This is a genomic window from Pseudonocardia sp. Cha107L01 (assembly GCF_052566575.1).
In genome coordinates this window covers 1,231,206-1,254,007 of the sequence record NZ_CP199579.1, presented here as the reverse complement: position 1 = coordinate 1,254,007, position 22,802 = coordinate 1,231,206, and the positions used below count along the sequence as shown (strand labels likewise).

Annotated in this window: 25 protein-coding genes; 13 read left to right on the top strand and 12 right to left on the bottom strand. The window is 69.3% G+C overall.

Annotation, left to right across the window (positions count from 1 at the left end; translation table 11 throughout):
• The first annotated feature begins 85 nt into the window (after positions 1-85).
• On the top strand, positions 86-808 hold the full coding sequence (locus ACTXG6_RS05925) for a hypothetical protein (protein ID WP_445186748.1): 723 nt from the start codon (positions 86-88) through the stop codon (positions 806-808).
• 151 nt (positions 809-959) lie between these two features.
• Here ACTXG6_RS05925 and ACTXG6_RS05920 read toward each other — a convergent pair whose 3' ends face one another.
• Genes ACTXG6_RS05920 through ACTXG6_RS05910 form a run of 3 tightly spaced genes read right to left on the bottom strand, consistent with a single transcriptional unit; the run spans position 960 to position 2,870 of the window.
• Entirely contained in the window at positions 960-1,373 is a 414-nt protein-coding gene (locus tag ACTXG6_RS05920; RefSeq protein WP_445186747.1) for an arsenate reductase ArsC, read from the bottom strand.
• Positions 1,374-1,404: 31 nt separating this feature from the next.
• Complete coding sequence (gene arsB / locus ACTXG6_RS05915) at positions 1,405-2,496, bottom strand: ACR3 family arsenite efflux transporter (protein ID WP_445186746.1); 1,092 nt, start codon at positions 2,494-2,496, stop codon at positions 1,405-1,407.
• Positions 2,493-2,870, bottom strand: a complete 378-nt coding sequence (locus ACTXG6_RS05910; protein WP_445186745.1) for an ArsR/SmtB family transcription factor — start codon at positions 2,868-2,870, stop codon at positions 2,493-2,495. Before ACTXG6_RS05910 ends, arsB begins: the two co-directional genes overlap by 4 nt.
• A gap of 79 nt (positions 2,871-2,949) precedes the next feature.
• Here ACTXG6_RS05910 and ACTXG6_RS05905 point away from each other — a divergent pair, with 79 nt between their 5' ends.
• The 5 genes from ACTXG6_RS05905 (at position 2,950) to ACTXG6_RS05885 (ending at position 6,187) form a co-directional block, all read left to right on the top strand.
• Complete coding sequence (locus ACTXG6_RS05905; RefSeq protein ID WP_445186744.1) at positions 2,950-3,420, top strand: ArsI/CadI family heavy metal resistance metalloenzyme; 471 nt, start codon at positions 2,950-2,952, stop codon at positions 3,418-3,420.
• 142 nt (positions 3,421-3,562) lie between these two features.
• Positions 3,563-3,748, top strand: a complete 186-nt coding sequence (locus ACTXG6_RS05900) for a hypothetical protein (RefSeq protein ID WP_445186743.1) — start codon at positions 3,563-3,565, stop codon at positions 3,746-3,748.
• Between the two features lie 448 nt (positions 3,749-4,196).
• Entirely contained in the window at positions 4,197-5,261 is a 1,065-nt protein-coding gene (locus ACTXG6_RS05895; protein WP_445186742.1) for a sodium:calcium antiporter, read from the top strand.
• 76 nt (positions 5,262-5,337) lie between these two features.
• A complete protein-coding gene (locus tag ACTXG6_RS05890) occupies positions 5,338-5,709 on the top strand; it encodes an ArsR/SmtB family transcription factor (RefSeq protein WP_445186741.1) in 372 nt (123 codons plus the stop codon).
• Positions 5,699-6,187 carry an SRPBCC family protein gene (locus ACTXG6_RS05885; protein ID WP_445186740.1) on the top strand — a complete coding sequence of 163 codons (489 nt, stop codon included), beginning with the start codon at positions 5,699-5,701 and terminating at the stop codon, positions 6,185-6,187. Before ACTXG6_RS05890 ends, ACTXG6_RS05885 begins: the two co-directional genes overlap by 11 nt.
• Positions 6,188-6,217: 30 nt before the next feature.
• On the opposite strand, the gene ACTXG6_RS05880 is transcribed toward ACTXG6_RS05885, so the two are convergent.
• From ACTXG6_RS05880 to ACTXG6_RS05870, 3 genes are all read right to left on the bottom strand, one after another.
• The gene (locus tag ACTXG6_RS05880) at positions 6,218-7,474 is read right to left on the bottom strand and encodes an oxygenase MpaB family protein (RefSeq protein ID WP_445186739.1); all 1,257 of its coding nucleotides are present in this window, start codon (positions 7,472-7,474) and stop codon (positions 6,218-6,220) included.
• A 161-nt stretch (positions 7,475-7,635) separates the two neighbouring features.
• Positions 7,636-8,331, bottom strand: a complete 696-nt coding sequence (locus ACTXG6_RS05875) for a GntR family transcriptional regulator (RefSeq protein ID WP_445186738.1) — start codon at positions 8,329-8,331, stop codon at positions 7,636-7,638.
• A 68-nt stretch (positions 8,332-8,399) separates the two neighbouring features.
• Positions 8,400-9,758 (bottom strand): MFS transporter, encoded by a 1,359-nt coding sequence (locus tag ACTXG6_RS05870; RefSeq protein ID WP_445186737.1) that lies wholly within the window; start codon positions 9,756-9,758, stop codon positions 8,400-8,402.
• A gap of 281 nt (positions 9,759-10,039) precedes the next feature.
• On the opposite strand from ACTXG6_RS05870, the gene ACTXG6_RS05865 reads away from it, so the two are divergent.
• A complete protein-coding gene (locus ACTXG6_RS05865; RefSeq protein ID WP_445186736.1) occupies positions 10,040-11,032 on the top strand; it encodes a poly(ethylene terephthalate) hydrolase family protein in 993 nt (330 codons plus the stop codon).
• On the opposite strand, the gene ACTXG6_RS05860 is transcribed toward ACTXG6_RS05865, so the two are convergent.
• A complete protein-coding gene (locus tag ACTXG6_RS05860) occupies positions 11,022-11,852 on the bottom strand; it encodes a nuclear transport factor 2 family protein (protein WP_445186735.1) in 831 nt (276 codons plus the stop codon). The genes ACTXG6_RS05865 and ACTXG6_RS05860 overlap by 11 nt on opposite strands.
• A 34-nt stretch (positions 11,853-11,886) precedes the next feature.
• Positions 11,887-13,665, bottom strand: a complete 1,779-nt coding sequence (locus ACTXG6_RS05855; RefSeq protein ID WP_445186734.1) for an MOSC domain-containing protein — start codon at positions 13,663-13,665, stop codon at positions 11,887-11,889.
• 181 nt (positions 13,666-13,846) lie between these two features.
• Between ACTXG6_RS05855 and ACTXG6_RS05850 the strand changes: the two genes are divergently transcribed.
• The gene (locus tag ACTXG6_RS05850; RefSeq protein ID WP_445186733.1) at positions 13,847-14,458 is read left to right on the top strand and encodes a muconolactone Delta-isomerase family protein; all 612 of its coding nucleotides are present in this window, start codon (positions 13,847-13,849) and stop codon (positions 14,456-14,458) included.
• 20 nt (positions 14,459-14,478) lie between these two features.
• Here ACTXG6_RS05850 and ACTXG6_RS05845 read toward each other — a convergent pair whose 3' ends face one another.
• From ACTXG6_RS05845 to ACTXG6_RS05835, 3 genes are read right to left on the bottom strand one after another with little or no spacing between them, the layout of a single operon-like run.
• A complete protein-coding gene (locus tag ACTXG6_RS05845) occupies positions 14,479-15,237 on the bottom strand; it encodes an SDR family oxidoreductase (RefSeq protein WP_445186732.1) in 759 nt (252 codons plus the stop codon).
• 5 nt (positions 15,238-15,242) lie between these two features.
• Positions 15,243-16,619 carry a dihydrolipoyl dehydrogenase family protein gene (locus ACTXG6_RS05840; RefSeq protein ID WP_445186731.1) on the bottom strand — a complete coding sequence of 459 codons (1,377 nt, stop codon included), beginning with the start codon at positions 16,617-16,619 and terminating at the stop codon, positions 15,243-15,245.
• Positions 16,616-17,089 carry a hypothetical protein gene (locus ACTXG6_RS05835; protein WP_445186730.1) on the bottom strand — a complete coding sequence of 158 codons (474 nt, stop codon included), beginning with the start codon at positions 17,087-17,089 and terminating at the stop codon, positions 16,616-16,618. The genes ACTXG6_RS05840 and ACTXG6_RS05835 overlap by 4 nt, the downstream gene beginning before the upstream one ends.
• Before the next feature lie 627 nt (positions 17,090-17,716).
• Here ACTXG6_RS05835 and ACTXG6_RS05830 point away from each other — a divergent pair.
• Positions 17,717-18,709 carry an LLM class flavin-dependent oxidoreductase gene (locus ACTXG6_RS05830; RefSeq protein ID WP_445186729.1) on the top strand — a complete coding sequence of 331 codons (993 nt, stop codon included), beginning with the start codon at positions 17,717-17,719 and terminating at the stop codon, positions 18,707-18,709.
• Positions 18,710-18,755: 46 nt separating this feature from the next.
• On the opposite strand, the gene ACTXG6_RS05825 is transcribed toward ACTXG6_RS05830, so the two are convergent.
• Positions 18,756-19,052, bottom strand: a complete 297-nt coding sequence (locus tag ACTXG6_RS05825) for a VOC family protein (protein WP_445186728.1) — start codon at positions 19,050-19,052, stop codon at positions 18,756-18,758.
• A gap of 329 nt (positions 19,053-19,381) precedes the next feature.
• On the opposite strand from ACTXG6_RS05825, the gene ACTXG6_RS05820 reads away from it, so the two are divergent.
• From ACTXG6_RS05820 to ACTXG6_RS05805, 4 genes are all read left to right on the top strand, one after another.
• Entirely contained in the window at positions 19,382-20,047 is a 666-nt protein-coding gene (locus tag ACTXG6_RS05820; protein WP_445186727.1) for a VOC family protein, read from the top strand.
• A 118-nt stretch (positions 20,048-20,165) separates the two neighbouring features.
• Positions 20,166-21,017 (top strand): fumarylacetoacetate hydrolase family protein, encoded by an 852-nt coding sequence (locus tag ACTXG6_RS05815; protein ID WP_445186726.1) that lies wholly within the window; start codon positions 20,166-20,168, stop codon positions 21,015-21,017.
• Entirely contained in the window at positions 21,008-21,649 is a 642-nt protein-coding gene (locus ACTXG6_RS05810) for a TetR/AcrR family transcriptional regulator (protein WP_445186725.1), read from the top strand. The genes ACTXG6_RS05815 and ACTXG6_RS05810 overlap by 10 nt, the downstream gene beginning before the upstream one ends.
• Before the next feature lie 144 nt (positions 21,650-21,793).
• Complete coding sequence (locus tag ACTXG6_RS05805; RefSeq protein WP_445186724.1) at positions 21,794-22,759, top strand: amidohydrolase family protein; 966 nt, start codon at positions 21,794-21,796, stop codon at positions 22,757-22,759.
• Positions 22,760-22,802 lie beyond the last annotated feature (43 nt).

Sequence of the window (22,802 nt, the reverse complement as noted above, 5' to 3'; positions counted from 1 at the left end):
CCGTCGACGATCACGAAGTTCGACGTGATCGACGTCGTGGCATGCTGACTGCCTCCCGGGTTTGGCCGGACAGCTGGAGGCACCCATGCTCGGCGCGATCGGCCGCAGTGACCGGCCCCACCCCCGCCAGGGACGCCGGGGCGAGGCGCGGCTGCCCGCGGTCGCCGCGGTACTGGTTGCGATCGCGCTCTACGCGCTGCTGCCGGAGCGGCTCCTCGCGGTCCCCCGGTACGTGGTCCCCGCCCTCGAAATCCTGCTGCTCATACCGGTGATCGTGGTGAACCCCCGCCGGCTCACCCGCCAAACGCGATGGTCCCGTCGGCTGTCACTGGCGGTGGCCCTGGTCATCGCCGTGGCCAACCAGGTCGCCCTCGGACTGTTGCTGCACGCCCTCCTGACCGTCACCGGCGAGCAGGCACGTGAACTGCTGCTCGCGGCCGGGCAGGTGTGGTTCACCAACATCATCGCGTTCGGGCTGATCTTCTGGGAACTCGACCGGGGCGGTCCGGTGGCACGGACCCAGGGCGGCTCGCGCCGCGAACTACCCGCCGCGGACTTCCGGTTCTCCCAGGACGAGAACGACGACGCCGTCGAGGAGGTCGCGGTGAGTGCCAGCGGCCGTGCGGACTGGGTCCCCACCCTCATCGACTACCTCTATGTCTCCGTCACCAACTCCACCGCGTTCAGCCCGACCGACACGATGCCGCTGTCCACCCGGGCGAAGCTGCTGATGACCGTGGAGTCCATCGCGGCACTCCTGACCTCGGTCCTCGTCATCGCCCGCGCGGTCGGCGCACTGCCGTCCTGACCAGGGTTCAGCCGGGTTGCGTCGCCCGTTCGGCCCGGATCGCCCGCACCGCGGCCGCAACAGTGTCGTACCGCGCGGGCAGACAGTTTCCCCACAGCAGCTCGGCGTAGCGGATCTGGTGCGGAGTCCATGCGTACCCGTGCCCGGGTTGTCATGTCGAGCTGGTGCCGAGCAGTTCGGCGAGCAGGGCACGGACGCGGCGGTCGATCTCGTCGCGGATCGGGCGTACCGCGTCGATGCCCCGCCCGGCCGGGTCGTCCAGTTCCCAGTCGAGGTAGCGCTTGCCGGGGTAGACGGGGCAGGCGTCCCCACAACCCATGGTGATGACCACATCGGCGGCCCGGACAACGTCGTCGGTCAGTGGTTTGGGGAACTCCCGCGAGATGTCGAGCCCGATCTCCGCCATCGCCTCGCGCACGGCGGGGTTGATCTCATCGGCCGGTGCGGAGCCGGCGGAGCGGACGTGCAGGGCACCGGCGGCGTGGTGGTGCAGCAGCCCGGCGGCCAGCTGGGAACGCCCGGCGTTGTGGACGCAGACGAACAGCACTTCGGGGACGTTCTTCACGATCGCTCCTCGGGCTCGAGCCAGAGCGGGTTCAGGCTCTGGCTGGCGTGGGGGTGTTGCTCCAGCGGCGGCGGGCGGCCAGCGATACGTAGACCAGCGCGACCAGGACCGGGACCTCGATGAGCGGGCCGACCACGCCGGCGAGGGCCTGCCCGGAGGTGACGCCGAAGGTGGCGATCGCGACGGCGATGGCGAGTTCGAAGTTGTTGCCGGCGGCGGTGAACGCGAGGGTCGTGGTGCGTTCGTAGCTCAACCCGACCGCCTTGCCCAGGGCGTAGGAGCCGGCCCACATCAGCGCGAAGTAGACCAACAGCGGCAGCGCGATCCGCGCCACGTCCAGCGGTCGGCTGGTGATCGCGTCGCCCTGCAGGGCGAACAGGACGACGATGGTGAACAGCAGCCCGTAGAGCGCGAACGGGCCGATGCGCGGCAGGAACGCCGCCTCGTACCAGTCCCGGCCCTTCGCGCGTTCCCCGAGGCGGCGGGTCAGGTAGCCGGCGACCAGCGGGATACCCAGGAAGATCAGCACCGATTTCGCGATCTGCCAGGCGGAGATGTTCAGATCGGCCTGGGGCAGGCCGAGCCAGCCGGGCAGTACGTGCAGGTAGAACCAGCCCAGCCCGGCGAAGGCGATGACCTGGAACACCGAGTTCAGCGCCACCAGTACCGCCGCCGCCTCGCGGTCACCACAGGCGAGGTCGTTCCAGATGATGACCATGGCGATGCAGCGGGCGAGCCCGACGATGATCAGCCCGGTGCGGTACTCGGGCAGATCAGGCAGGAACAGCCAGGCCAGGGCGAACATCAGCGCCGGGCCTACGATCCAGTTCAGCACCAGCGACGGGATCAACAGCCGGCGGTCGCGGGTGACCGTGTCGAGCCGGTCGTAGCGGACCTTCGCCAACACCGGGTACATCATGACCAGCAGGCCGAGCGCGATCGGCAGCGAGACCCCGTCGACGGAGATGGCGTCGAGCGCCCCGCCAAGGCCCGGGATCAGCCGGCCGCCGGCCAGCCCGACCACCATCGCGGCGATGATCCAGACGGGCAGCAACCGGTCCAGGGTGGAGAGTTTGGCGACAACCCCGGATGCCGCGGTCGAGGTGAGGTCGTCACCGCTCACGCGGTCACCACCGGAGCGTCATCCGTGACGAGTACCGCGGCGAGCCGCCCCAGCGCCTCGGGCAGCACCCGGTAGTAGATCCAGGTGCCGCGCCGTTCACCGGAGATCAGCCCGGCCTCCCGTAGGACCTTGAGGTGGTGGCTGATCGTCGGCCCGGTGAGGTCGAAGACGCCGGACAGGTCGCAGACGCACGCTTCGCCGCCGGCGTGGGAGGCGATCAGCGACAGCAACCGCAGCCGGACCGGATCGCCCATCGCCTTGAACAACCGGGACAGCTCAACGGCCTGACCGCCCGACAACGGCTCGCGCACCAGCGGGGAGCAGCACTCCGCCGCCTCGGTCAGCACCGTCAGCAGGCGCTCCTGTTTCGACACATTTCTATCTTGACAGTCCTCTAATCAGGCCGCAAGGTTTGTCTCGACAGACTTCGAAACAAGCTGGAGAGTGATCGGCATGTCCCGTGTTCAGCTCGCCCTGCGCGTCTCCGACCTCGAAGGATCGATCGCGTTCTACCGGTCGCTGTTCGGCGTGGAACCGGCCAAGCGGCGCCCCGGCTACGCCAACTTCGCCATCGCGGAGCCACCACTGAAACTCGTGCTCATCGAGGGCGAACCTGACAAGCCCACCGTGCTGGACCACCTCGGCGTCGAGGTCGAGACCACCGACGAGGTCCGCACCGCCACCGGCCGACTGTCGGAGCTAGGCCTGTTCACCCAGGTCGAGGACGACACCACCTGTTGCTACGCCCTGCAGGACAAGGTCTGGGTGCACGGGCCCGGTGCCGAGCCGTGGGAGGTCTACACCGTCAAGGCCGACGCTCCCGGGGCCACCAGCATCCACACCCTCGGACAGCCGGACACGGGCGAGTGCATCTGCGGGACGCCCAGCACCAAGGACGGCGAAGAGCTGTCGACCTGCTGCTGACGTAGCGCCGCGCCCGAGTGAACCGCCCGGTTGAGGCGCGCCTAACTTTCAGGTGTGGAGTGGCTAAATTCACCGCCTCGGCGGTCTCGCGACCAGCCCTGGGCCGGTAGCCTTCGTTCATCTTGCCTCCGAGGGAGCGAGCATGAGCGTCGTGATCACAGTCGGGCTGGTGCTGCTGCCTGTCGCGATGTACGGCCTGGCACTGTTGCTGGCCACGTGTCGTGACTGGCTCGGCGTGACCGGTGTGCCACGTGCGCGGAACGTTGCCCGCCTGATCTCCCCGGCACGGGGACGTGGGCTCGGCGAATCGGGTCAGCCCGGCCTCTGACCGGGCGGCTCCACCTGTGTGACCAACCGCACAATGCGCAGCCGGGCGGGCCACTGGGGTACGGCCGCGGCGCGGTGCCGAGGGTCGGCCCAGCGCACTCGGTGAGCGTCGCGCCTGGCAGCCCGACAGATGAGGCGGCCAACAACCGCGGTTGAGCCGTGGCGTTCTCCATTGTTGCGAGAGCCTGAATCGGGACTTCGGTTCGCCCAACATTTCGTCGATTGCGAAATCGACGAAACCGGCGTTAGGGTGGCCGTGTTCGTGAAGGGGAGTAGCCCCCAATCAAGCGGTCGACATACTGGGAGTCGCGTACTCCCCGGCCCTTGGACCCACACCGCTGAGGTGGTGGGTGGGCGAGACCTTCGATCCAGTTCGGATGAGCTATCCGTCGCGGATCGTGGTCGCCCAGCACCGCGACTGAGATCCTCCCGGCGCGGGAAGGTGAGTCGTGGTCCACGTACTGCTGCTGCTGGGATGCGCGGTGGTCATCTATCTGGCCTGCGAGTGGTTCGTCAACGCCGTCGAATGGCTTGGCCTGCAGCTCAACGTCGGGGCGATGGCGGTCGGCACGGTCCTGGCCGCTGTCGGTACCGCGCTACCGGAAAGTGTCGTGACCCTGGTCGCGGTCACCTTCGGCGGCGGCCCGCACGGCGCGGACATCGGAGTCGGTGCCGCGCTCGGCGGCCCGCTGGTGGTCGGCACCATCGCCTACGCCACCGTCGGCGCGACCCTGATCGTCCGTCGTTGGCGAGCCCGTGCCACCCGCATCACCGTCCCCGATGCTGCCGCGGGTCCGGACGCGGGCGAGCACATCGGCCCCCGGACTCAGACCCGGGACGCCATCGAGGGAGTCGACACTCGACGGCTGGCCCGCGACCAAACCTGGTTCCTGGCGGTCTTCGCCGTCAAGGTCGGGCTCGGCCTGGTCGCGTTCAGCATCAAGCCCTGGCTGGGGGTGGCGTTCTTCGCCGCATACGCGGTGTACTTCTGGCGGGAGTTGCGCGGCGGAGGACCGTCGACGACGTCGGACCTGGAGCCACTCAAGCTCCAACCCCGCCGCGAGGTCCCGTCCCGCCTCGCCGTTGTCGCCCAGACCCTGATCACGCTGGCGCTGATCTTTGCGGCCTCGCAGGTGTTCGTCGGACAACTGGAGTGGGCCGGTCCGGCGCTCGGGCTACCGCCGGTGGTCGTGGCACTGTTGCTGGCGCCCATCGCCACCGAGCTGCCGGAGACCATGAACGCCCTGATCTGGGTGCGCCAGGGCAAGACCCAGCTCGCGCTGGCCAACATCTCCGGCTCCATGATGATCCAGGCAACGATCCCGTCCGGGCTGGGCCTGCTGTTCACCCCGTGGCGATTCGACACACCGCTCCTGCTGGCCGGCATCGCCACCATCGCCGCCGTGACCTACCTGCTGATACTGCTGCGGACCGGCCGCCTCACCCCCCGGCTCCTCGCCGCGGCGGCGCTGTTCTACAGCGCGTTCGCCATCGGGCTCGCCCTCGTCATGTGAGTACCCCGGTGCACGTACAACGGTAAGTTTCAGCGAACGGTTGACACACACTTACCGTTCGTAGAGACTTACCGATGTGTCCGCATCAGCCGCCGCCGTGCTCGACGCGCTCGGTGACCCCCGACGCCGCTCCATCCTGGAGGGCCTCCTGGACGGGCCCATGGCGGTCGGCGTACTCGCCGAACAGCTGCCGATCTCGCGGCCGGCGGTGTCGCAGCATCTGCGGGTGCTCAAGGAGGCCGAGCTGGTCATCGAGGCCGTGGCCGGGACTCGCCATCTGTATCGGATCAACCCAGCGGGCTTCGAGGCGGTCCGCGACTACTTCGATCGCTTCTGGACGACCGCACTGGACAACTTCGCCGCCCTCGCCCGAGCCGAGGCGGCAACCCGGACCGACCCCGCCGATGAGTCGGGGAGCGAGCGTGAGGAGAAGTGGGATGAGCACTGAGCCGAACACCGTCCCGAGCACCGAGATCGTGGTCCACCGCACGGTGAGCGTCCCGCTTGCCGCCGATCGGGCGTTTGCGCTGTTCACCGAGCGGATGTCCGACTGGTGGCCGCGCGAGCATTCCATCGGCAGTTCGGCCATCGCGCAGGTCGTCGTCGAACCCCACCCCGGCGGCCGCTGGTTCGAACGCGGCGTGGACGGCACTGAGTGTCAGTGGGGCCGGGTGGCTCGCTGGGAGCCGCCGGGCGAGTTGGTGCTGCTCTGGCAGATCGGCACGAACTGGACCTTCGACCCGTCCCTGGAGACCGAGGTCGAGATCAGCTTCACCGCCGATACCGCCGGGACGAGCACCGTCGTCGAGCTGCGGCACCGCCACCTGGAGCGCTACGGCGACCAGGCCGAGACGATGCGCGGCGTGTTCGCCTCGTCCGGCGGCTGGACCGGCATCCTGACCCGGTACGTCGAGGTCGCCTCCTGACGGCGAGCCGTGGGTCGGCCGCCGCGGCGGTCAGCTCGGCAGGGCGCCGATCTCCTTCGGTGCGGTGCCGAACCGGAGGTGCAGCTGCCGCAGCGACGTCCGGTCGCCCGCGTGTTCGAGGTAGCGGCGCCCGGCGCGGGTGCGGGCGATCAGTCCTGATTCGAGGACGTTCATCGCGATGATGGGCGGGACGGCCCAGACCGGTGTGATCGGGAGGTTCAGGTCACGCAGGCCGTCCTTGCGCAGGAAGTAGCGCAGCATGCTCAGCGTCCGCAGTCGGGTGTACTGGCCGCGCACTGTGTTCAGGTGCCCGTAGTTCTGGGTGAGCTGGCCGTCGACCAGCGCGACGGCCAGCGCGGCACCCGCCGGTGTGGTGTCCGCCTGGGCGAGCAGGACGTGGTAGTTGAACGTGTTCTGCTCGCGTTCGGTGTCGAAGAGCCAGTCCTCGTCGACCCCCATCAGCCAGCCCACGTACTTCCACAGGTGCATGATCGCCAGCGATTCGGGGCGGGTCACGATGCGCCCGAGCGCGCGGACCCCGAGCAGAAGGGTGCTGCTGAACAGCCCCAGTGTCGCCGCCTGGTCGCTCTGGTTGATCGGCAGGCCGTACTGGCTGGTGTCCCAGCGGCCGTTGGTCTCGAACTGGTGGTTGATCAGCGCGTGCATCGCCCGCACGTGGACGGTGAGCTTGAAGCCCTCGCCGTCCCGGCGCATGCCGGCCGGCGTGCCGACCGCGTCGCCCCATTTCTGGGTCTCCCCGAGCCGGCGCAGGGCGGTCGACCCGGTCAGACCACCGGTCTGCACGAGCAGGTCGGCCGGTCCGGCGAACCGGTATCCGCCGATCAGCGACAGCTGCAGCAATACGTCATCGCGGCTGCGCCCGAGCCGGCGGAACGCCCGCGCTCCCCGTTCGACGAGATCGAAGTCCACCCAGTCCGGAACCTGGTCGACGACCGCGAAGAACTCGCGCAGCGCCTCGGGTGCCTCGACCACGGCGTCGATCCCCTCGGCGATGGCACGGTTGAACTGCGCCATGGTGACCCGCTCGGGGTCGTCCTTCGCCAGGCGCATCGCCTTGACCAGCCGCGCGCCGAGTTCGTCGCGGGCGAACATCCGCCGGCCCAACCGGTCGAGCAATCGCTCATCCACCGTCGTGACCCCCGCGATGATGCGCAGCGGGCGGGCCAGGCGCTCGTTGCGCTCGCGCGCGCTGTTGAACCGGTGTGGGTAGACCAAGGTGTCGGCGTCGACAGCCTCAGCCGGTGCGAGCTCAGCCCGAGAGAACATGTCCCGATGGTGACACGAATAATTACTCGCGTTCAACTCGCGTAGTGACCGGTCCCCGGTGACGCCGAAAGTCCGGCCGCCGTTCGACGACCGGCTGAACCGGTGAGCCACCACTCCCCGAGCCGATCACCGGCTATTCCGACGTAGTGCGGCGGCCGGGGTCAGAGGGCGTTGAACCGTCGTGGTCGAGATGCCGCTACGTCGGGCAGGGTGTCGATGACGCTGCGCAGGTGGCTGCGCATGGCGGCCTCGGCGGCGTCGGGATCACCCGCGCAGAGCGCCTCGATGATCTCCAGGTGCTGCGGTAGAGAGGCGGCGGCCCGCCCGGGTTGCATGGCCAGCTGGAACTGGTGGCGGACGTTCTGCCCGCGCAGTCGTTCGAGGATTGCCCTGGCGGTTGTCTGCCCCCCGAGGGCGCGGATCAGGGCGTGGAGCTCTTTGTTCTGCTCGGAGTAGCCGAGGAGGTCTCCGGCGGCGACAGCTGCCTGCATGGCCGAGCCGATGCCGCGGAGCTGATCACGGTTGTCGTCGGTCAACCGCTCGGCCGCCTTGGCCGCGCACAGCCCCTCGAGGGCCATCCGCACCTCGGTCATCTCGATGGCCTCGGCGAGTGAGATCGCTCGAACGCGGGCGCCTCGGTTCTGCACCCGTTCGACCAGACCCTCGCTGGTCAGCTGGACCAGCGCGGTCCGGACGCTCGCGCGGCTGGCGCCGAACCGCTCGGAGAGGTCTGCTTCGACGAGGCGCTGATCGGGGACGAACTCGCCGTCGGCGATGGCCGCGCGGATGCCGTCGACGACAGGTACCGCCGGTGCGGATTCGGCGTCGACCGAGCCCGAGCTCTCTGTCGCCGTCATTGTCTACAACCTCCGCGCGCGGATTCGGGACACGATTGGTGCGTCAACGGTAACGCCTGGTGCCGGGCTCAGGCCCCCACCGGCCGCGCGGCGGCCTGTTGGAGCCGGGCCCGCCGGGTGCTCGGACCGAAGAGGGCCAGGGCGAGCGCACCGACCAGCCAGGTGCCCGCGATGAAGACGAACACGCTCTGGTAGCCGCTCCCGTTGTAGAGGCTCGCGATGATCAACGGGCCGGCCGCGTTGGACAGGCGACCCAGTCCGTAGGAGACACCGGTGCCCAGCGAGCGGCCGTGGGTGTCGAACAGCTCGGGAGAGTAGGCGTAGGCCAGCGCGGTGTAGCCGCGCTCGATCAGGTTCACCAGGAAGCCGAACACGACGATCAGGACCGGGTTGAAGGTCAGTCCGTAGAGCAGACCGCAGACCGCGATGACCGTCCCGAAGGCCGCGAGGCACCACTTGCGCTCGAACCGGTCGGTGACCAGGGACGCCAAGAAGGAGCCCAGTGGTGCGCCGATCGTGGTGAGTGCCACGTAGAAGATCGACTTCTCGACGCTGAAGCCCTCCTTGGCCAGCAGGGTGGGGGCCCAGCTCGAGTAGCCGAAGAAACCGATCGTCTGCGTCACCCAGAGCACGGTGAGCAGCAGGGTGGGGGCGAGGTACCTCTTCTGTAGCAGCAGGCGCAGCCTGGCTTTGGCCGGTGGTGTGTCGGGGACCGGAGCGGGCGCGGCGGGCTCGGGCAGCGGTCCCTTCTCGGCGGCCACCTGCTCCTCGATCTCGCGCAGCACGGCGTCGGCGCGCGCATGCTCGCCCCGGCTCTCGTACCAGCGCGGCGACTCCTTCAGATGGCGGACGAACACCAGGAACAACAGGCCGAGCGCACCCCAGAGGTACACCAGGCGCCACGACCAGTCGTTGAGTGGGACGACCACGCTGGCGATGAGGTTGGTGACGGGCGTGCCGCAGATGCCGATCGTGATGGCGTAGGCCTGGTACTTGCCGCGGCGGGCGGCCGGGTACAGCTCGCTGATGTAGATGACCGCGACGACCGTCATCGCGGACAGGCCCGCGGAGGTCAGGATGCGGAAGGCGCCCAGCGACACGGTGTCCCAGGAGAAGACGGACGCGAAGGAGAAGAAGCCGAAGAACAGCGTCGTCCACGTCAGGGCGTTCTTGCGCCCCCAGCGGTCGGCGATCCAGGCCGCCACCATCGAGCCGAGGAACATCCCCACGAACGACAGCGAGGTGACGTAGGCGATCTGGTTGATCGTGACGCCCCACAGCGAGATCAGCCGGGGTGCGGTGACCGCGAAGCTGTTGATGTCGGCGAACTCGAAGAAGTACGCGAAGGAGACGGCCAGCAGGGTGACCTTGTGGAAACGGGAGATCGGCAGTCTGTCGAGCCGGTTGGCCGCGTTCGAGTTCTGCATATATCAACGCCTTTGTCGTGCGGAACGTGGCGGAGCGATCCACGGTGCCCGACGGCACTTCGACGTCACCGCTCCTCGTCCGTCGGTGCTCCCAGCGTCAGTAACGTGAGCAATATTGTCAACAATCCTGGCGCGAATCATCGCTACAATTTCGCTGGCCCGGCTCCCGCCCTGTGTGCCGCGCCTCTCCCGGGAGTCGTGACCGGTCGTAGACATCGACGTTAACCGGGTATGGGTGTCTCCCGCCGGTCCGCCGTTACCGGTGCGCCAGCGGAGTCACCTTGACAAGACGCGCGGTCTCCCGCGCCGTGCTGCTACTGCTGAGCTTCGGGGTGGCGATGGCCGTCGTCAGCGTCCCCGCCTGGGCGGCCGACTCGGCCCGGGTACCCAACGCGCCCACGCTGCCGATCGAGCAGAAGTATTTTGCCCGCGGCCCCTGGGCGGTCACCTCAACAACCGCGGTCGGCTGCTGTGACTCCTCCGGCTCGAAGTTCGACGTGTGGTACCCCGCCGACCTCGGGCGCAGCGGGACCCGGCATGCGGTCATCACCTGGGGTAACGGGACCTTCAACGTCCCCAGTCAGTACGCCTACCTGCTCGCACACCTGGCGTCCTGGGGTTTTGTCGTGGTCGCTACCGAGGACAGCAACACCGGCAGCGGACAGCAGATCCTGGATGCCGCGCATTGGCTGGTACGCCAGGACAGTCGGCCGTCCAGCCCCTTCTACCACCGGCTGGCAACGGCACGGGTGGGAGCGATCGGGCATTCCCAGGGTGCGGCCGGCGCGCTCAACGCCATGATCCAGTCCGATGGACTGATCACCACGGCGGTCCTCGTCGAGACTCCCGCGCAGATCCTCTGTGGCAGCACGACCAGCTGTCCCGATACCCGGAAACTCACCGGTGGCGCGATCTTCCTAGTCAACGGGTCGGCCGACCAGCTGATCTCACCGTCCACCCAGCCACTGCCGTGGGCGCTCACCGGGCTTCAGTCCAACTCTGCCTACTACGACGCCGCGCCCGCGTCGGTCACCAAAGCGTGGGCAACGCTCGACGGCCCCAGTCACAACGACGTCACGGGCCAGCCCGGCTGTGCTCCCCTGACCGCCCTCTGTTTCAACGGCGTCTACGGCTACCTGGGATACCCGACCGCGTGGATGATGGACCGCCTCCGGCACGACCACTACGCCCACCAGGCGTTTGTCGCACAGACCGGTGAGCTGTTCCGTGAGCGCACCAACTGGAGCAACCAGCACAGCAACATCACGCACTGACCTCTGGTGCTTCGATGTCGTCGTAGACGCGGACCGCGGCCAACAGCCCGTCCGGGCCGCGTTCGTAGACGCCGACTCCCGCCTGGGGCGGCAGGTCGTGGCTGCCCCAGCGGACGCAGTTGTACTCCATGGCGCAGCGCACGCCGTCGTCGGTCACGACGCAGGGCTGCAGGCCGATGCCGCCGCCCGCGCTGAAGCACCGGGTGAAGAACGAACGCAGCTCACCGACGCCGCTGTGGGCGTGCCGAGGGCCGATAGGGCCACGGAAGTACCCATCCGACGCGAAGGTGCCCACTACCGCCTCGGCGTCACCGGCCTCGAGCGCGGCCTGGTAGCGGCCGACGACGTCACCGGGGTGGACGGCCCCGGCCTCGAGTATCGGAGGCCGGAGGTGGCGCCGCCCGTCGACCGGCCATTGGCTGCAGTAGGTGCGGAACACCACCGACCGGTCGTCCGGGGATTCCGCGACGACCGCCACCGGCCAGGCCAGGTCCCGCCCGTCGTCGGTCAGGTGGGCCAGCAGCTCGACCACGGCCCGCCCACCGACACACGTGGCGGCCACCGTCTCGATCCGTGCGTGACGCTCGGCCAGCCACGCTTGGTTGTGCCGGACGAACCGCCGCAGCTGCCGGTGACCGCGGACCTCGCCGGCGCGGGGGTCGTAGACCACGACCTCGCCGGGCCACACGGTCTCCAGGGCGTGCGTGTCACCGTTGTTCAGCGCGGTGAAGTACTGCCCCACCGGATCAGCCTGACCCTCGGCGCGCGTCTGCCTGCGCACCAGCTCCGCGGCATTGGCGAAGTCCGGAAACCACGGCATCTCAACCCCACTCTCGAATCCACATACTCGCTGCTCACAGGTCGAGTACCAGGTCGCCACGGGGCTGGGAGCAGCAGATCAGCGAGCTGCCGTCGGCGGGAACGTCGACCGGGTCGGGGGCATAGCTGACTGCTCCGGATATCAGGCCTGTCTCGCAGGTGTGGCACACCCCGGTACGGCAGGACCAGCGCACCGGCACGTCGCATGCCTCGGCCAGCTCCAGCAGGCTGGCGCAACCAGGGTCCCAGCGGACCGTCAGGCCGCTGCGCGCGAAGGCAATGAGCGGACCGTCGACCGGCTGGGACGCCGGCGGGTGCGGCGGCCGGGCCGTCGCACTCGCTATCCCCGGGGTCTGCGCCGGCCCGGCACCGAAGATCTCGGTGCGCACGCGTGCCCGAGCGATGCCAAGGTCGACCAGGGCGGCGGACATCTCCGCCATGAACCCGGCCGGCCCGCAGATGTAGGCATCGGCGTCGCGCGGCAGCTCGATCGCGGCCAGTACCTGCGCCGACAGCCGCCCAGCCGTCTGGTAGTCGCGTCCTTGGACGTCGTGCGGGCCGGGGTGGCTGTGGCAGACGTGTCGGTGCCCATTCGCCAGCGTCGCCAGCAGGGACCGTGACTCGGTGGCGAACGGCTCCTCGGCCAGGTTGCGGGCGCCGTGCAGCCACCAGATGTCACGGTCGGACCCCGCCGCGGCCAGGGTGTGCAGCATGGCCAGGACCGGGGTCGCCCCCACGCCCGCACTGACCAGCAGGACCGGTGCGGTGCCGGGGCGGAGGGTGAAGGTGCCCCTCGGCGCGGCAGCCTCCAGCAGGTCGCCAGGGCGCACCCGGGTGTGGACGAACCCGCTGCCCGCGCCATGCGGCTCGCGCTTGACGCTGATGCGGTAGGTACCGGCGTCAGGGGCACCGGACAGCGAGTAGCTGCGCAGGAGCGGCTGCCTGCCGGGGCCGGGGTGCAGTCGCAGGGTCAGGAACTGCCCAGGCAGGGCGGCCGGCACGGCCCCGCCCTCGGGGTGGGCCAGGTGCACCGAGACCACCGAGGAGCTTTCCGGTTCCACCTCGGTCACGGCCAGCGGACGGAACCCCGGCCAGGCGGGCGGCGGGCTGACGTCGGCCAGTCCGGCGTTGCCCGCCGCGCTACCGGGGATCTCGGGCTGGGCGAGCATCGCCCGGAAGGAGGCTTTCCAGCCGTCGGGAAGCGCTGGGATCCGCAGCGCTTCCCGCAGCCGCCCGCGGGGATGTCCGGGCAGGTAGAGCAGGGCGTCGACCTCGGCGACCGTCATGGCCGCCGGACCCGCGGCCACCTGGACGATCTCGTCCCCGGCCTGCACAACGCCCTCGCTCAGCACCCGTAGGTAGAACCCGGGCCGCCGATGGGAGACCAGCAGTGCAGGCAGGCGCGCGTCGTTCATCCGGATGCCGACCCGGTAGCAGGTGACCCTTGGCTGGGTCACCTCGAACATCGCCTCCCCGATCCGGTACCGATCGCCGATGCGCACCTGGTCATCCGCCAGGCCCGACACGGTGAAATTCTCCCCGAACTGGCCGTATTCGAAGTCGTCGCGACCCAGCTGCTCCTGCCAGTGCCGGTAGGACTCGATCTGGTACACGAACACGGCGCGGTGCTCCCCGCCGTGCCCGCCCAGGTCGCCCTGCCCATCGCCGTCGATGTTCAGCCGCCGCACCAGCCGCCTGCCCTCGACCGGCCGTTTCCAGACCGCCGTGTGCACCACCTGGCCGTGCCAGTCGAGATCCCGCGGCAGGCCCACGTTCACCGACAGCAGTCGGCCGACCCGTCGATCTGTGATCACCGGCTGCCTACCCTCCGTCGGCGCGCGCCCGAAAGTAGCCACAACCTTCCCAGGCGGACGATCGGTCCTCCACAGGTACGCGGGGCCGGACGTGCGGGTGCGGGCAATAATGAGGCGGCCCGGCTGCCGCGGGGTTCGGGTCCGCGAGCGAAGGCCCCGATCCGCCCAGGAGGCGCTCATCATGGAATACCTCGTCACCATGACCACCCAGGTCCCGGCTGGAACGCCAGAGGGGGACGTCCAGGACATCCGCACCCGCGAGGCCGCGCACTCGCGCGACCTCGCGGCGCAGGGGAACCTGCTGCGCCTGTGGCGCCCGCCGCTGCAACCGGGCGAATGGCGCTCGCTCGGCATGTTCGCCGCCGGCGACGGCGACCAGCTCGAGAAGGTCCTCGCCTCGATGCCGCTGCGGGTGTGGCGCACCGATGAGGTCACACCGCTCGCGCCGCACCCCAATGACCCGACCGGGCAGACCGAGAAGCCCCGGTCAGTCGCGCCCGAGTTCCTGACCACGTTCACCGTCACCGTCCCGGCGGGTACGCCCCGCGAGACGGTCGATGCCGCCCTGGCACGCGAGGCAGCCAGCGCGCGGGAGCAGGCCGGGCAGGGACACCTGCTGCGGCTGTGGACGCTGCCCGGGCAGGGGCGCGCACTGGGTCTGTGGCAGGCAGGTGACGGCGCCGAGATTCAGGCGATCATGGCGTCGCTGCCGCTGTCGGTGTTGGGCTGGATGGACGTGCAGACCACGCCGCTCACCCCACACCCCAGTGACCCGGCGCTCGCCGGCGGCTGACGACGGCGTTCGCGTGTTCATCAGGAGACGAACTGTTGCCCACCGTCGATGTCGTACGTCGCGCCGGTGAGCGCCGTGTTGGCCATGATGTGGACAGCGAGCGCGGCGACGTCGGAGGGGCCGACGACGCGGCCGATCGGGAGCGTCTTGCGCAGCTCGTTCCGGCGCTCCTCGAGTCGATCTCCGAGCAGCGCTGCTGACAACGGGGTGTCGACGAAGCCGGCGGCGATGAGGTTGACCCGGACCGGCGCGAGCTCGAGCGCGAGGGCCGCCGTGAACGGCGGCAGCGCGGCGGTGGCGGCGGAGACGATGCCGAGGCCGTGACCGACGCGCCGGCCGCCGGTACCGCCCACGAGCAGTAGCGTCCCCCCGGGCCTCATCTTGCCGGCGGCGTTACGCGCGACCTCGAGCGCCAGCACCACGTGCCCGCTGATCGCCTGGCGCACCTGGGCCGAGTCCATCTCGAGCAGGGGCCCGTAGTGCGGACCACCGGCTGTGACCATCACGTGGTCGATCGGCGCTGGCAGGTCCTGGAAGAACCTCGCCAGGGAAGGCGCGTCGTTGGCGTCGAAGGCCGCGGTGCGTTGCGCGCCGACCTCCAGCGCCGCTTGCTCCAGCCGGTCGGGATTGCGGCCGGTGAGGAACACATCGGCACCCTCCGCCCGGGCACGTCGAGCTGTCTCCAGCCCGATGCCCGCGCTGCCGCCGATCACGACGACCGTCTGTCCGAGCAGTTCCGGTTCACGCTGGGTGGAAACAGGAGTGGTTGCGCTGCTCATCTGCGTCACCTCAGGCTCGCCATCTGCGTTTCCGTCGGTCCGACCGGCCGCGGCATGTCCGCGATCTGCCTACGGAGCGCCTTCACCGCCGCGTCGTAGATCCCCGAGAAGCTGGGGAAGGGCTGGATCGTGTCGCTCAGCACCTCGAGGGGGACGTGTGCGCGGATGGCCAGCGTCGCCTGCTGCAGCCACTCACCGGCTTCGGGCCCCAGCGCGTAGGCGCCGATCAGTCGCTCGCCGTCGCTGAGCAGCGTCAGGAACCCGTTCGATTCGGCGTAGGCGTGCGTGTAGGTGGCGGTCTTCGGCACCTCTGACATGGGTGCGGTGGCGCTGTAGGCCGCTTCGACCGCGCCCACCGCCGCGGCCTGCGGATCTGTGTAGGTGACTCGCGGAACAGCTTCGTAGTTCGCCGGACGCGCATCGCCGAGGATGTTCGCCGCGACCACGTCTCCCTCGTACTCGCCGACGTGGGTGAGCGGCCAGATCCCGGTGACGTCGCCGATCGCCCAGAGTCGCTCGCCCGCGCGCAGGTGCTCGTCAACCGGGATCCCACGGGGGTCGACCGCCACCCCGACCGTCTCCAGGCCGATCCCCTCGACGCGTGGGCGCCGACCGGTCGCCACCAGCAGCCGGTCGCCCCGCAGGTCCGTACCGCCGTCGAAGCGCAGGACGAACTCGTCACCCTCCCGCAGCGCGGCAGTGGCGTGCATCCCGAGCCTCAGCTCGATCCCATCCCGGCGCAGGGCCTCCCCGAGCGCCTCGCCCAGCGGCGCGGGCTCCCGGGGAAGCAGGCGGTCTGCGCCCTCGACGAGCACCGCCTCGCCACCGAGCCGCCGCACGACCTGGGCCATCTCGACGCCCACCGGCCCGCCGCCCAGCACCAGCAGGCGGCGCGGGACCGCCTTCATCCCGGTGGCCTCGCGGTTGGTCCACACGCCGTCCAGCTCACGAAGTCCCGGGACCGGCGGCACGATCGGATCCGCGCCGGTCGCCACCACGATGTGCGCCGCGGTGTGGCGGACGCCCCCGACCTCGACCACGCCGGTGCCGGCCAACCGGCCCGTGCCGCGCAGCAGGTCGATGCCGTGGTCGGCCAGCCAGCGCTCCTGGCCCGCGTCGGAATAGCTCGACACCATGAAGTCCCGCCAGGCCAGCGCCGCCGCAACGTCGACCTGTGCGCTCGCGCCGGCCTCGCGCGCGCCCCACACCGCCTCGCCGGGACGCAACAGCGACTTCGACGGGATACAGGCCCAGTAGGAGCACTCGCCGCCGACCAGCTCCCGCTCCACGACAGCGACCCGCAGCCCGCCCTCGGCCAGCGCGGCGGCGCAGTGCTCACCGGGCGCCCCGCCGCCGAGAACGATCACGTCATAGTCACTCACGTCGGCAGCTCCGTCCCGGCCCGCTCCGCCACCATGTACTCGGCGTACCAGTCGGGCCAGTTCGCGTCCGCCTCGCCGGTCCGCTTCTCGTGCTCGCCGTGGGCGGCCGCGGCACGCCGAAGCCCGCTCGCCAGGTCCGCGGCGGACGCGTAAACCGTCTCAGCGGCGTCGATCCGGCCGGGCAGCCGCGTCGTGACCTCCTGCAGCAGCCAGCCGTTGCCGTCCGGGTCGCTGAACGTGGCGAAGGAGCTGTAGCTGGCGTGATCGGGCGCGGGCGCGCTGACCCGACCGCTCGTGCCGTCGGGCTGGAACTGGGCGCCGGGCGTCTCGGGGTGGAACACGTCGCTGACGTCGACACCGCGGGCGGCGAGCTCCTCGCGCGCGGCCCCGATGTCGGAGACGACCAGGTAGAGGCCCTGGGCGGAGCCGGGCGCGGCCGACGTGACGTTGAGCCGAACTGAACCGAGCACCCCGAGCCGGGTGGCGTGAACTGGAGGATCCGGAAGCCGTTGTCGAAGGCGAAGTCGGCGTCGAGCCGCCACTCCAGGTTCCCGTAGAACTCCTTCGCGCGGTCAACATCCGAGACGGGGATGACGACCGCCTCGAACTTCAGCTCGACACCCTTGACGCTCGGGGCCCTGCTCGCCTCGTTGCTCCGGACATCCGCTGTGCTCATCGCGGCCTCCTTGGTTGTGTCAGGGATTTCCTGCTGTACCGGCGATGAGGGGTCGGTGGCGACGTCACCATTTCGTCGTTCTGGATAGTGCCGGGGTGTGCGCGAATCGGTCCCAAATCGACGCTCATTGCCGTCTTCGTTCCCAGCTGCGCGCCCAGAGTGGACCGGTCAGGTGACCGTGGCAAGCACCCATCTCTGCCTGAACCGATACGCACCATCCGCCCCGAACCCGGTGGCAGTACCGCGGCGAACTGAGACGACTGGGACGAGCGCGGTGCGTCAGCTTCAGTCTTTAGCGTCAACCAGGGCCCGTAAGGATCTCCAATCCTTGCGGCGGGTCGGTGGGTGCGGAAGCGTGTCGCTCGCCCCCCAGCGTTGGCTCCCGCCATCCCCCTCATGCCCGGCAAGGAGGCCGTATCTCATGAAGCTCGCTCTCTACCTGCCGAACTTCCGCAACAAGGTGACCGTCAAGGAACTCGAGGACCTCACCGAGCTCGCCGAGGATCTCGACTTCGACTCCGTCTGGACGCTCGACCGGATCGTCGTCCCGGAGGCCTCCGACCGCGGAGAGCTCCAGTACTCGTTCGGCATGATCCCGGAGATGCCCAAGGGCCTGCCGGTGTCCTCCCGAGGTGAGTTCCTCCAGGGCATGCCGCTGCTCCCCTGGCTCGCCGCGAAGACGAGCAAGGTACGGATCGGCATGAGCATCATCGACACGCCGTACCGCTCGCCCGGTGTGCTCGCCGCCGAGCTCGCCACCATCGACCACCTCTGCAACGGCCGGCTCAACGTCGCCGTCGGTGCCGGCTGGATGCCCGAGGAGTTCGCGGCCGCGAGCGCCGCACACATCTTCCCCAAGCGCAACAAGCACGTGCGCGAGACGATCGAGATCATGCAGGGCATCTGGACGAACGAGGTCTTCGAGTACCACGGCGAGTTCGCCGACTTCGAGAGCTGCGGGTTCGGGGCCAAGCCCGTGCAGAAGCCGCACCCGCCGATCTTCTTCAGCGGGCTCAAGGACCCGAAGCGCGCGGCGACCCGCGTCGCCAAGTACGGCCTGTCGGGCTGGATCGGCATCCAGGACTCCCCGGAGGACCTGAAGGGGTGGCGTGGCGCCATCCAGCGCGAGCTCGAGGAGATGGACAGCTCCCACACGATCGACGACCTCGAGATCGCCAGCATGCTCTGGTTCGTCATCACCGACCAGGACGTCGACCAGACAGCGAACGGCAAGCTCACCAACCTGATGGTGGGATCCGCCGGGCAGATCACCGACACCCTCAAGCGCTACAAGGAGGCCGGGCTGACGATGCCTCTGCTGTGGCCGCCGTTCGCGGACGTGCCGGTCGCGAAGACGCTCGATGATCTCAAGCGTCTGAAGGAGGAGATCATGCCCAAGGTCGACGCCATGTAGGCGTTCCGACCTGAACCGACGCCAACGGCCCGCCGCCTAGACCCGCCTAGACCGGGTCGAGGCGGCGCCGTAGGAGGCAGAACTCGTAACCCTCCGGGTCCGCCAGTACGTGCCAGGACTCCTCGCCGGTCTGGCCGATGTCGACCTTTCGTGCGCCCAGTGACAGCAGGCGCTCCAGTTCCTCCTCCTGGTCGCGGTCGGTGGGGTTGACGTCGATGTGCAGGCGCAGCTTGGTGCGACGGAGATGCGGCAGCTCATGCGCGCGCCCTAAACGGCACCCGGCAATCGGCGCCGCACGATTAGGGTCCACGCGCACGGCATGGAGCGGTTCTGGGGTTGTCATGGCCACCCTTCGGTGTTGACTGATTATCAATCAGCTGCCACAGTAGGTGACGTCGGATGCCAGGTCAATCAGACCGTCGACAGAGGCCAGGAGGCCGGCGCCGCGTCGGGTGCCCACTGGCCGAAGGGGGAAGTCGTCATGAACAAAAACCAAGCCGCCGCGACCCCGACCAGCGATTCCGCTCCCGCACCGAGATCCCGCTCCGGGCGCGCACTGGTCCAGCCGGCGACTCCTCACCCGCGATCACCCCGCCTACCACGCGGCGCCGATCCCAGTCCGGCACGCAACAGCGGACCTTTCACCGCCCGAACACCGAGAGGACTCTCATGATGGCCACCACACCTCGGACCCCGGCGGTCCGGATCAAAGCGGCCGACCTCGGTCGCGGCCGGCGCCCGGGCGCCCCCGCGAAGCTCGCTCACATTGTTCTCAAGACACCCCGCCCGACCCAGATGACCGAGTGGTATCAGACCGTGCTGGACGCCATTGTGGTGTTCGGCGACAAGCGGATCACCTTTCTAACCTATGACGACGAGCACCATCGGATCGCGTTGGTCCACACCCCGGCCCTGCTGCGGATCCCAGGCTTGTTCTGGGCCCTGCACCGGAAGTTCTGGGGCGTGGATCACGTCGCGTTCACTTATCACGACCTCGGCGAGCTGATCGCGGTCTACCGACGGTTGGCCCGGGTGGGCATCAATCCGGTGTGGTGCATCAATCACGGCCCGACGACGTCGATGTACTACGAGGACCCTGACGGCAACCGCCTCGAGCTGCAGGTCGACAACTTCGCCAGCAACCTGGAGTTGCTTGGTTGGCTAGAGAGCGGCGAGTTCGCCGACAACCCCATCGGCGTCGAGTTCGACCCGGACGTACTGGAACGCCGCCTCCGTGGCGGGGTGAGCATCGAGGAACTAGGCAAGCGCGGGTCGGCCCCACCCGATGGGCGTCCGCCTCGAAGCGGTCTGCGCACCATCCGTTGGAAGACCCTCTAACCGGGAGCACATCGTGAAACTGGCAACGTTCCGAGGCCACGACGGCCGCACGCGGGTCGGGGTCGTGCTAGGAGAGCAGGTCGCCGACCTGTCCGCCGCCGAGCACGGCCCGGCCACCGTGCTCGAGCTGCTGGGCGACACCCAACGCGACGAACGAGTGGCCGCGCTGCTCCCGGCGGCGCCACGCCACCCGCTCGGCTCGGTCACCCTTCAGGCGCCGATCCCGGCCCCACCGAAGTACCTGGCGATCGGGATCAATTCCCGAGACCACCGCCGCGAGGTCAACCTGCGTTGGCTGCTGCGAGAGCCGAAACTGGTGCGCATCGCCGCCGGCTACGCTCTCGCCCACCCCAGACCCCGTTACCCGTTTTTCTTCGCCAAGGCCACCTCATCGGTCACCGGGCCGTTCGAGGAGATCTGGCTACCTGCAGGCACCTCACGAGTCGACTGGGAAGGGGAGCTCGCCGTCGTCGTGGGAGCCCATCTGCGCGAGGCCAGCGTCCGCGACGCCGAGCACGCGATCGCCGGCTACCTCGTCGCCAACGACGTCTCCGTCCGTGACTGGCAAACCGACAACCCCACCTCGGCGGCCATGGCCAAGGGCTTCCCCAGCCACGGCCCGCTCGGGCCATGGCTGGCAACCCCCGACGAGATCGACCTTGCCACCGCCGAGGTGCGCACGTTCCTCAACGGTGAACTGCGCCAGCGCGGCCGCATCGCCGAGCTGATCCGATCCCCGGCGGACATCCTCAGTCAGCTGTCGCAATTTTGCGCGCTCGAGCCCGGCGATGTCGTCGCGTGCGGGACGTTCGCCGGCACCGGGTGGCCCGCCGGACGGTTCCTGCGCCCTGGCGACACCATCAGGGTCGAGATCGACGGTATCGGCCATATCGAGAACCCCGTCACCACCGCGCCGCCCGCCTCGCCGGCTCGACCCACCTCGCGCACTAGCCTGGCCAAGTGGATGTGAGAACCACCGCACCGGCGGGCACGGACCGGCGCCGCCTGCTGGTCGCGGCCGCGGCCAAGCTGTTCGCCGAACACTCCTACGAAAAAGTCACCACCAGCGAGATCGCGAAAGCCGCCGGCGTCGCCTACGGACTCATCGCCCACCATTTCGACAACAAGCGCGGGCTCTACCTCGCCGTCATGCGCGACATCGCGGACGAACTCGCCGCGAACCAGAGCCGCCCACCACGTGGCGACACCCTGCGAGAGCAGCTGCGCCACGCACTCACCGACCACATCACCTACATCGATCAACACGCCACCGGCTTCGTCGCCATCATGCGCGGCGGGCTCGGCGCAGACCCCGAGATGCGCGCGATGGTCGACGAACTCCGCTGGAACGGCGCACGGCGGATCCTGCACCGCCTCGGCATCACCGACCCCGTGCCAGCCGTGCTCCGCACAACCATGCGCGGCTGGGTCGGCTTCTTCGACGAAATCATCCTGGATCGACTCGAACACCACGACATCGACACACCCACCCTGGTCGAACTCGCCACCGCGACCCTCCTCACCGCCCTACGCACCGCCATCCACCTCGACAGACAATCAACACTGGCCCCGGCAACCATCACCCTGATCGAGAACGCTTAGACAGTCCCCAGCACGCCACCCCCGTTCCGTCGAGCTTCCCCCGCCGATCCCCGGGTAGCAGCCGTGGCCGAGGACGATCGGTCTCGAATTTCCGGCAGCCAGCGTCCATGCGTTCGCCCCGTTGTTCCGGTATCGATGGTTACTGTGACCACACGGATCGACGTGCACGCCCACTTCGTGCCCGACTTTTACCGGGACGCGCTGGTGGCTGCCGGCCATGACCGCCCGGACGGCATCGCGGCCATCCCGGCCTGGGACGAGCAGTCGGCGCTGCAGGCCATGGACGAGCTGGACATCAGCAGCGCCGCGCTGTCCATCTCCTCGCCGGGTGTGCACCTCGGCGACGACGCGGCCGCCGCCGAACTGGCGCGTCGGTGCAACGACGAGGCGGCCCGGCTGGTCGCCGCCCACCCCAGCCGATTCGGGTTCTTCGCCTCGCTCCCACTGCCCGACGTGCCCGCCGCACTGACCGAGCTGGACCGGGCGATGGGTGAGCTGGGCGCGCTCGGCGCTGTGCTGGAAACCAACCACCACGGCCAGTACCTGGGCGACAGCGCACTCGAAGAGCTCTACGCCGAGCTGGCCCGCCGGGGTGGCGTGGTCTTCGTGCACCCGACGTCGCCGTCCTGTGGGGCCGAGCTGGCATTGGGCTTCCCGAGCCCGATGCTCGAGTTCATCTTCGAGACCACCCGGTCGATCACCAATCTGGTGATCTCCGGCGTGCTCGAGCGCAACCCGGCGCTGAAGGTCATCGTGCCGCACGCCGGAGCGGTGCTGCCGGTGCTGGCCAACCGAATCGAGCTGCTGCTGCCAATCCTGGGCGAGCCCGGCGCCCCGCCGCCGCCCGGGATGCGCGCCGCGCTGCGCAAGCTGTACTTCGACCTGGCCGGAGCGCCGGTACCCGAACTACTCGGCGCGTTGCTCTCGGTGGCCGACCCATCGCACATCATGTACGGCAGCGACTGGCCGTTCACCCCGCTCGCGGCGTGCCAGGCACTGGCCGAGCGGATCGACGCGACCCCGCTGCTTGCCGGTGACCTGCGCGAGCAGGTGCTGGCCGAGAACGCCGCCCAGTTGCTGCCCAGCTTGGCGAGTACCGTCCGGCCGTGAGTTCTGGAGATCGTCGTCGGTGGAGCGCCGGAGACCGTGCCTC

Bases quoted from the DNA above. Each gene is read 5' to 3' on its own strand.
- ACTXG6_RS05905 (WP_445186744.1), top strand. From the start codon at position 2,950: ATGTCCCGTGTTCAGCTCGCCCTGCGCGTCTCCGACCTCGAAGGATCG.
- ACTXG6_RS05825 (WP_445186728.1), bottom strand. From the start codon at position 19,052: ATGACAACCCCAGAACCGCTCCATGCCGTGCGCGTGGACCCTAATCGT.
- ACTXG6_RS05845 (WP_445186732.1), bottom strand. From the start codon at position 15,237: ATGAGCAGCGCAACCACTCCTGTTTCCACCCAGCGTGAACCGGAACTG.
- ACTXG6_RS05820 (WP_445186727.1), top strand. From the start codon at position 19,382: ATGGCCACCACACCTCGGACCCCGGCGGTCCGGATCAAAGCGGCCGAC.
- ACTXG6_RS05875 (WP_445186738.1), bottom strand. From the start codon at position 8,331: ATGACGGCGACAGAGAGCTCGGGCTCGGTCGACGCCGAATCCGCACCG.
- ACTXG6_RS05925 (WP_445186748.1), top strand. From the start codon at position 86: ATGCTCGGCGCGATCGGCCGCAGTGACCGGCCCCACCCCCGCCAGGGA.
- ACTXG6_RS05830 (WP_445186729.1), top strand. From the start codon at position 17,717: ATGAAGCTCGCTCTCTACCTGCCGAACTTCCGCAACAAGGTGACCGTC.
- ACTXG6_RS05885 (WP_445186740.1), top strand. From the start codon at position 5,699: ATGAGCACTGAGCCGAACACCGTCCCGAGCACCGAGATCGTGGTCCAC.
- ACTXG6_RS05860 (WP_445186735.1), bottom strand. From the start codon at position 11,852: ATGCCGTGGTTTCCGGACTTCGCCAATGCCGCGGAGCTGGTGCGCAGG.
- ACTXG6_RS05850 (WP_445186733.1), top strand. From the start codon at position 13,847: ATGGAATACCTCGTCACCATGACCACCCAGGTCCCGGCTGGAACGCCA.
- ACTXG6_RS05870 (WP_445186737.1), bottom strand. From the start codon at position 9,758: ATGCAGAACTCGAACGCGGCCAACCGGCTCGACAGACTGCCGATCTCC.
- ACTXG6_RS05880 (WP_445186739.1), bottom strand. From the start codon at position 7,474: ATGTTCTCTCGGGCTGAGCTCGCACCGGCTGAGGCTGTCGACGCCGAC.
- ACTXG6_RS05900 (WP_445186743.1), top strand. From the start codon at position 3,563: ATGAGCGTCGTGATCACAGTCGGGCTGGTGCTGCTGCCTGTCGCGATG.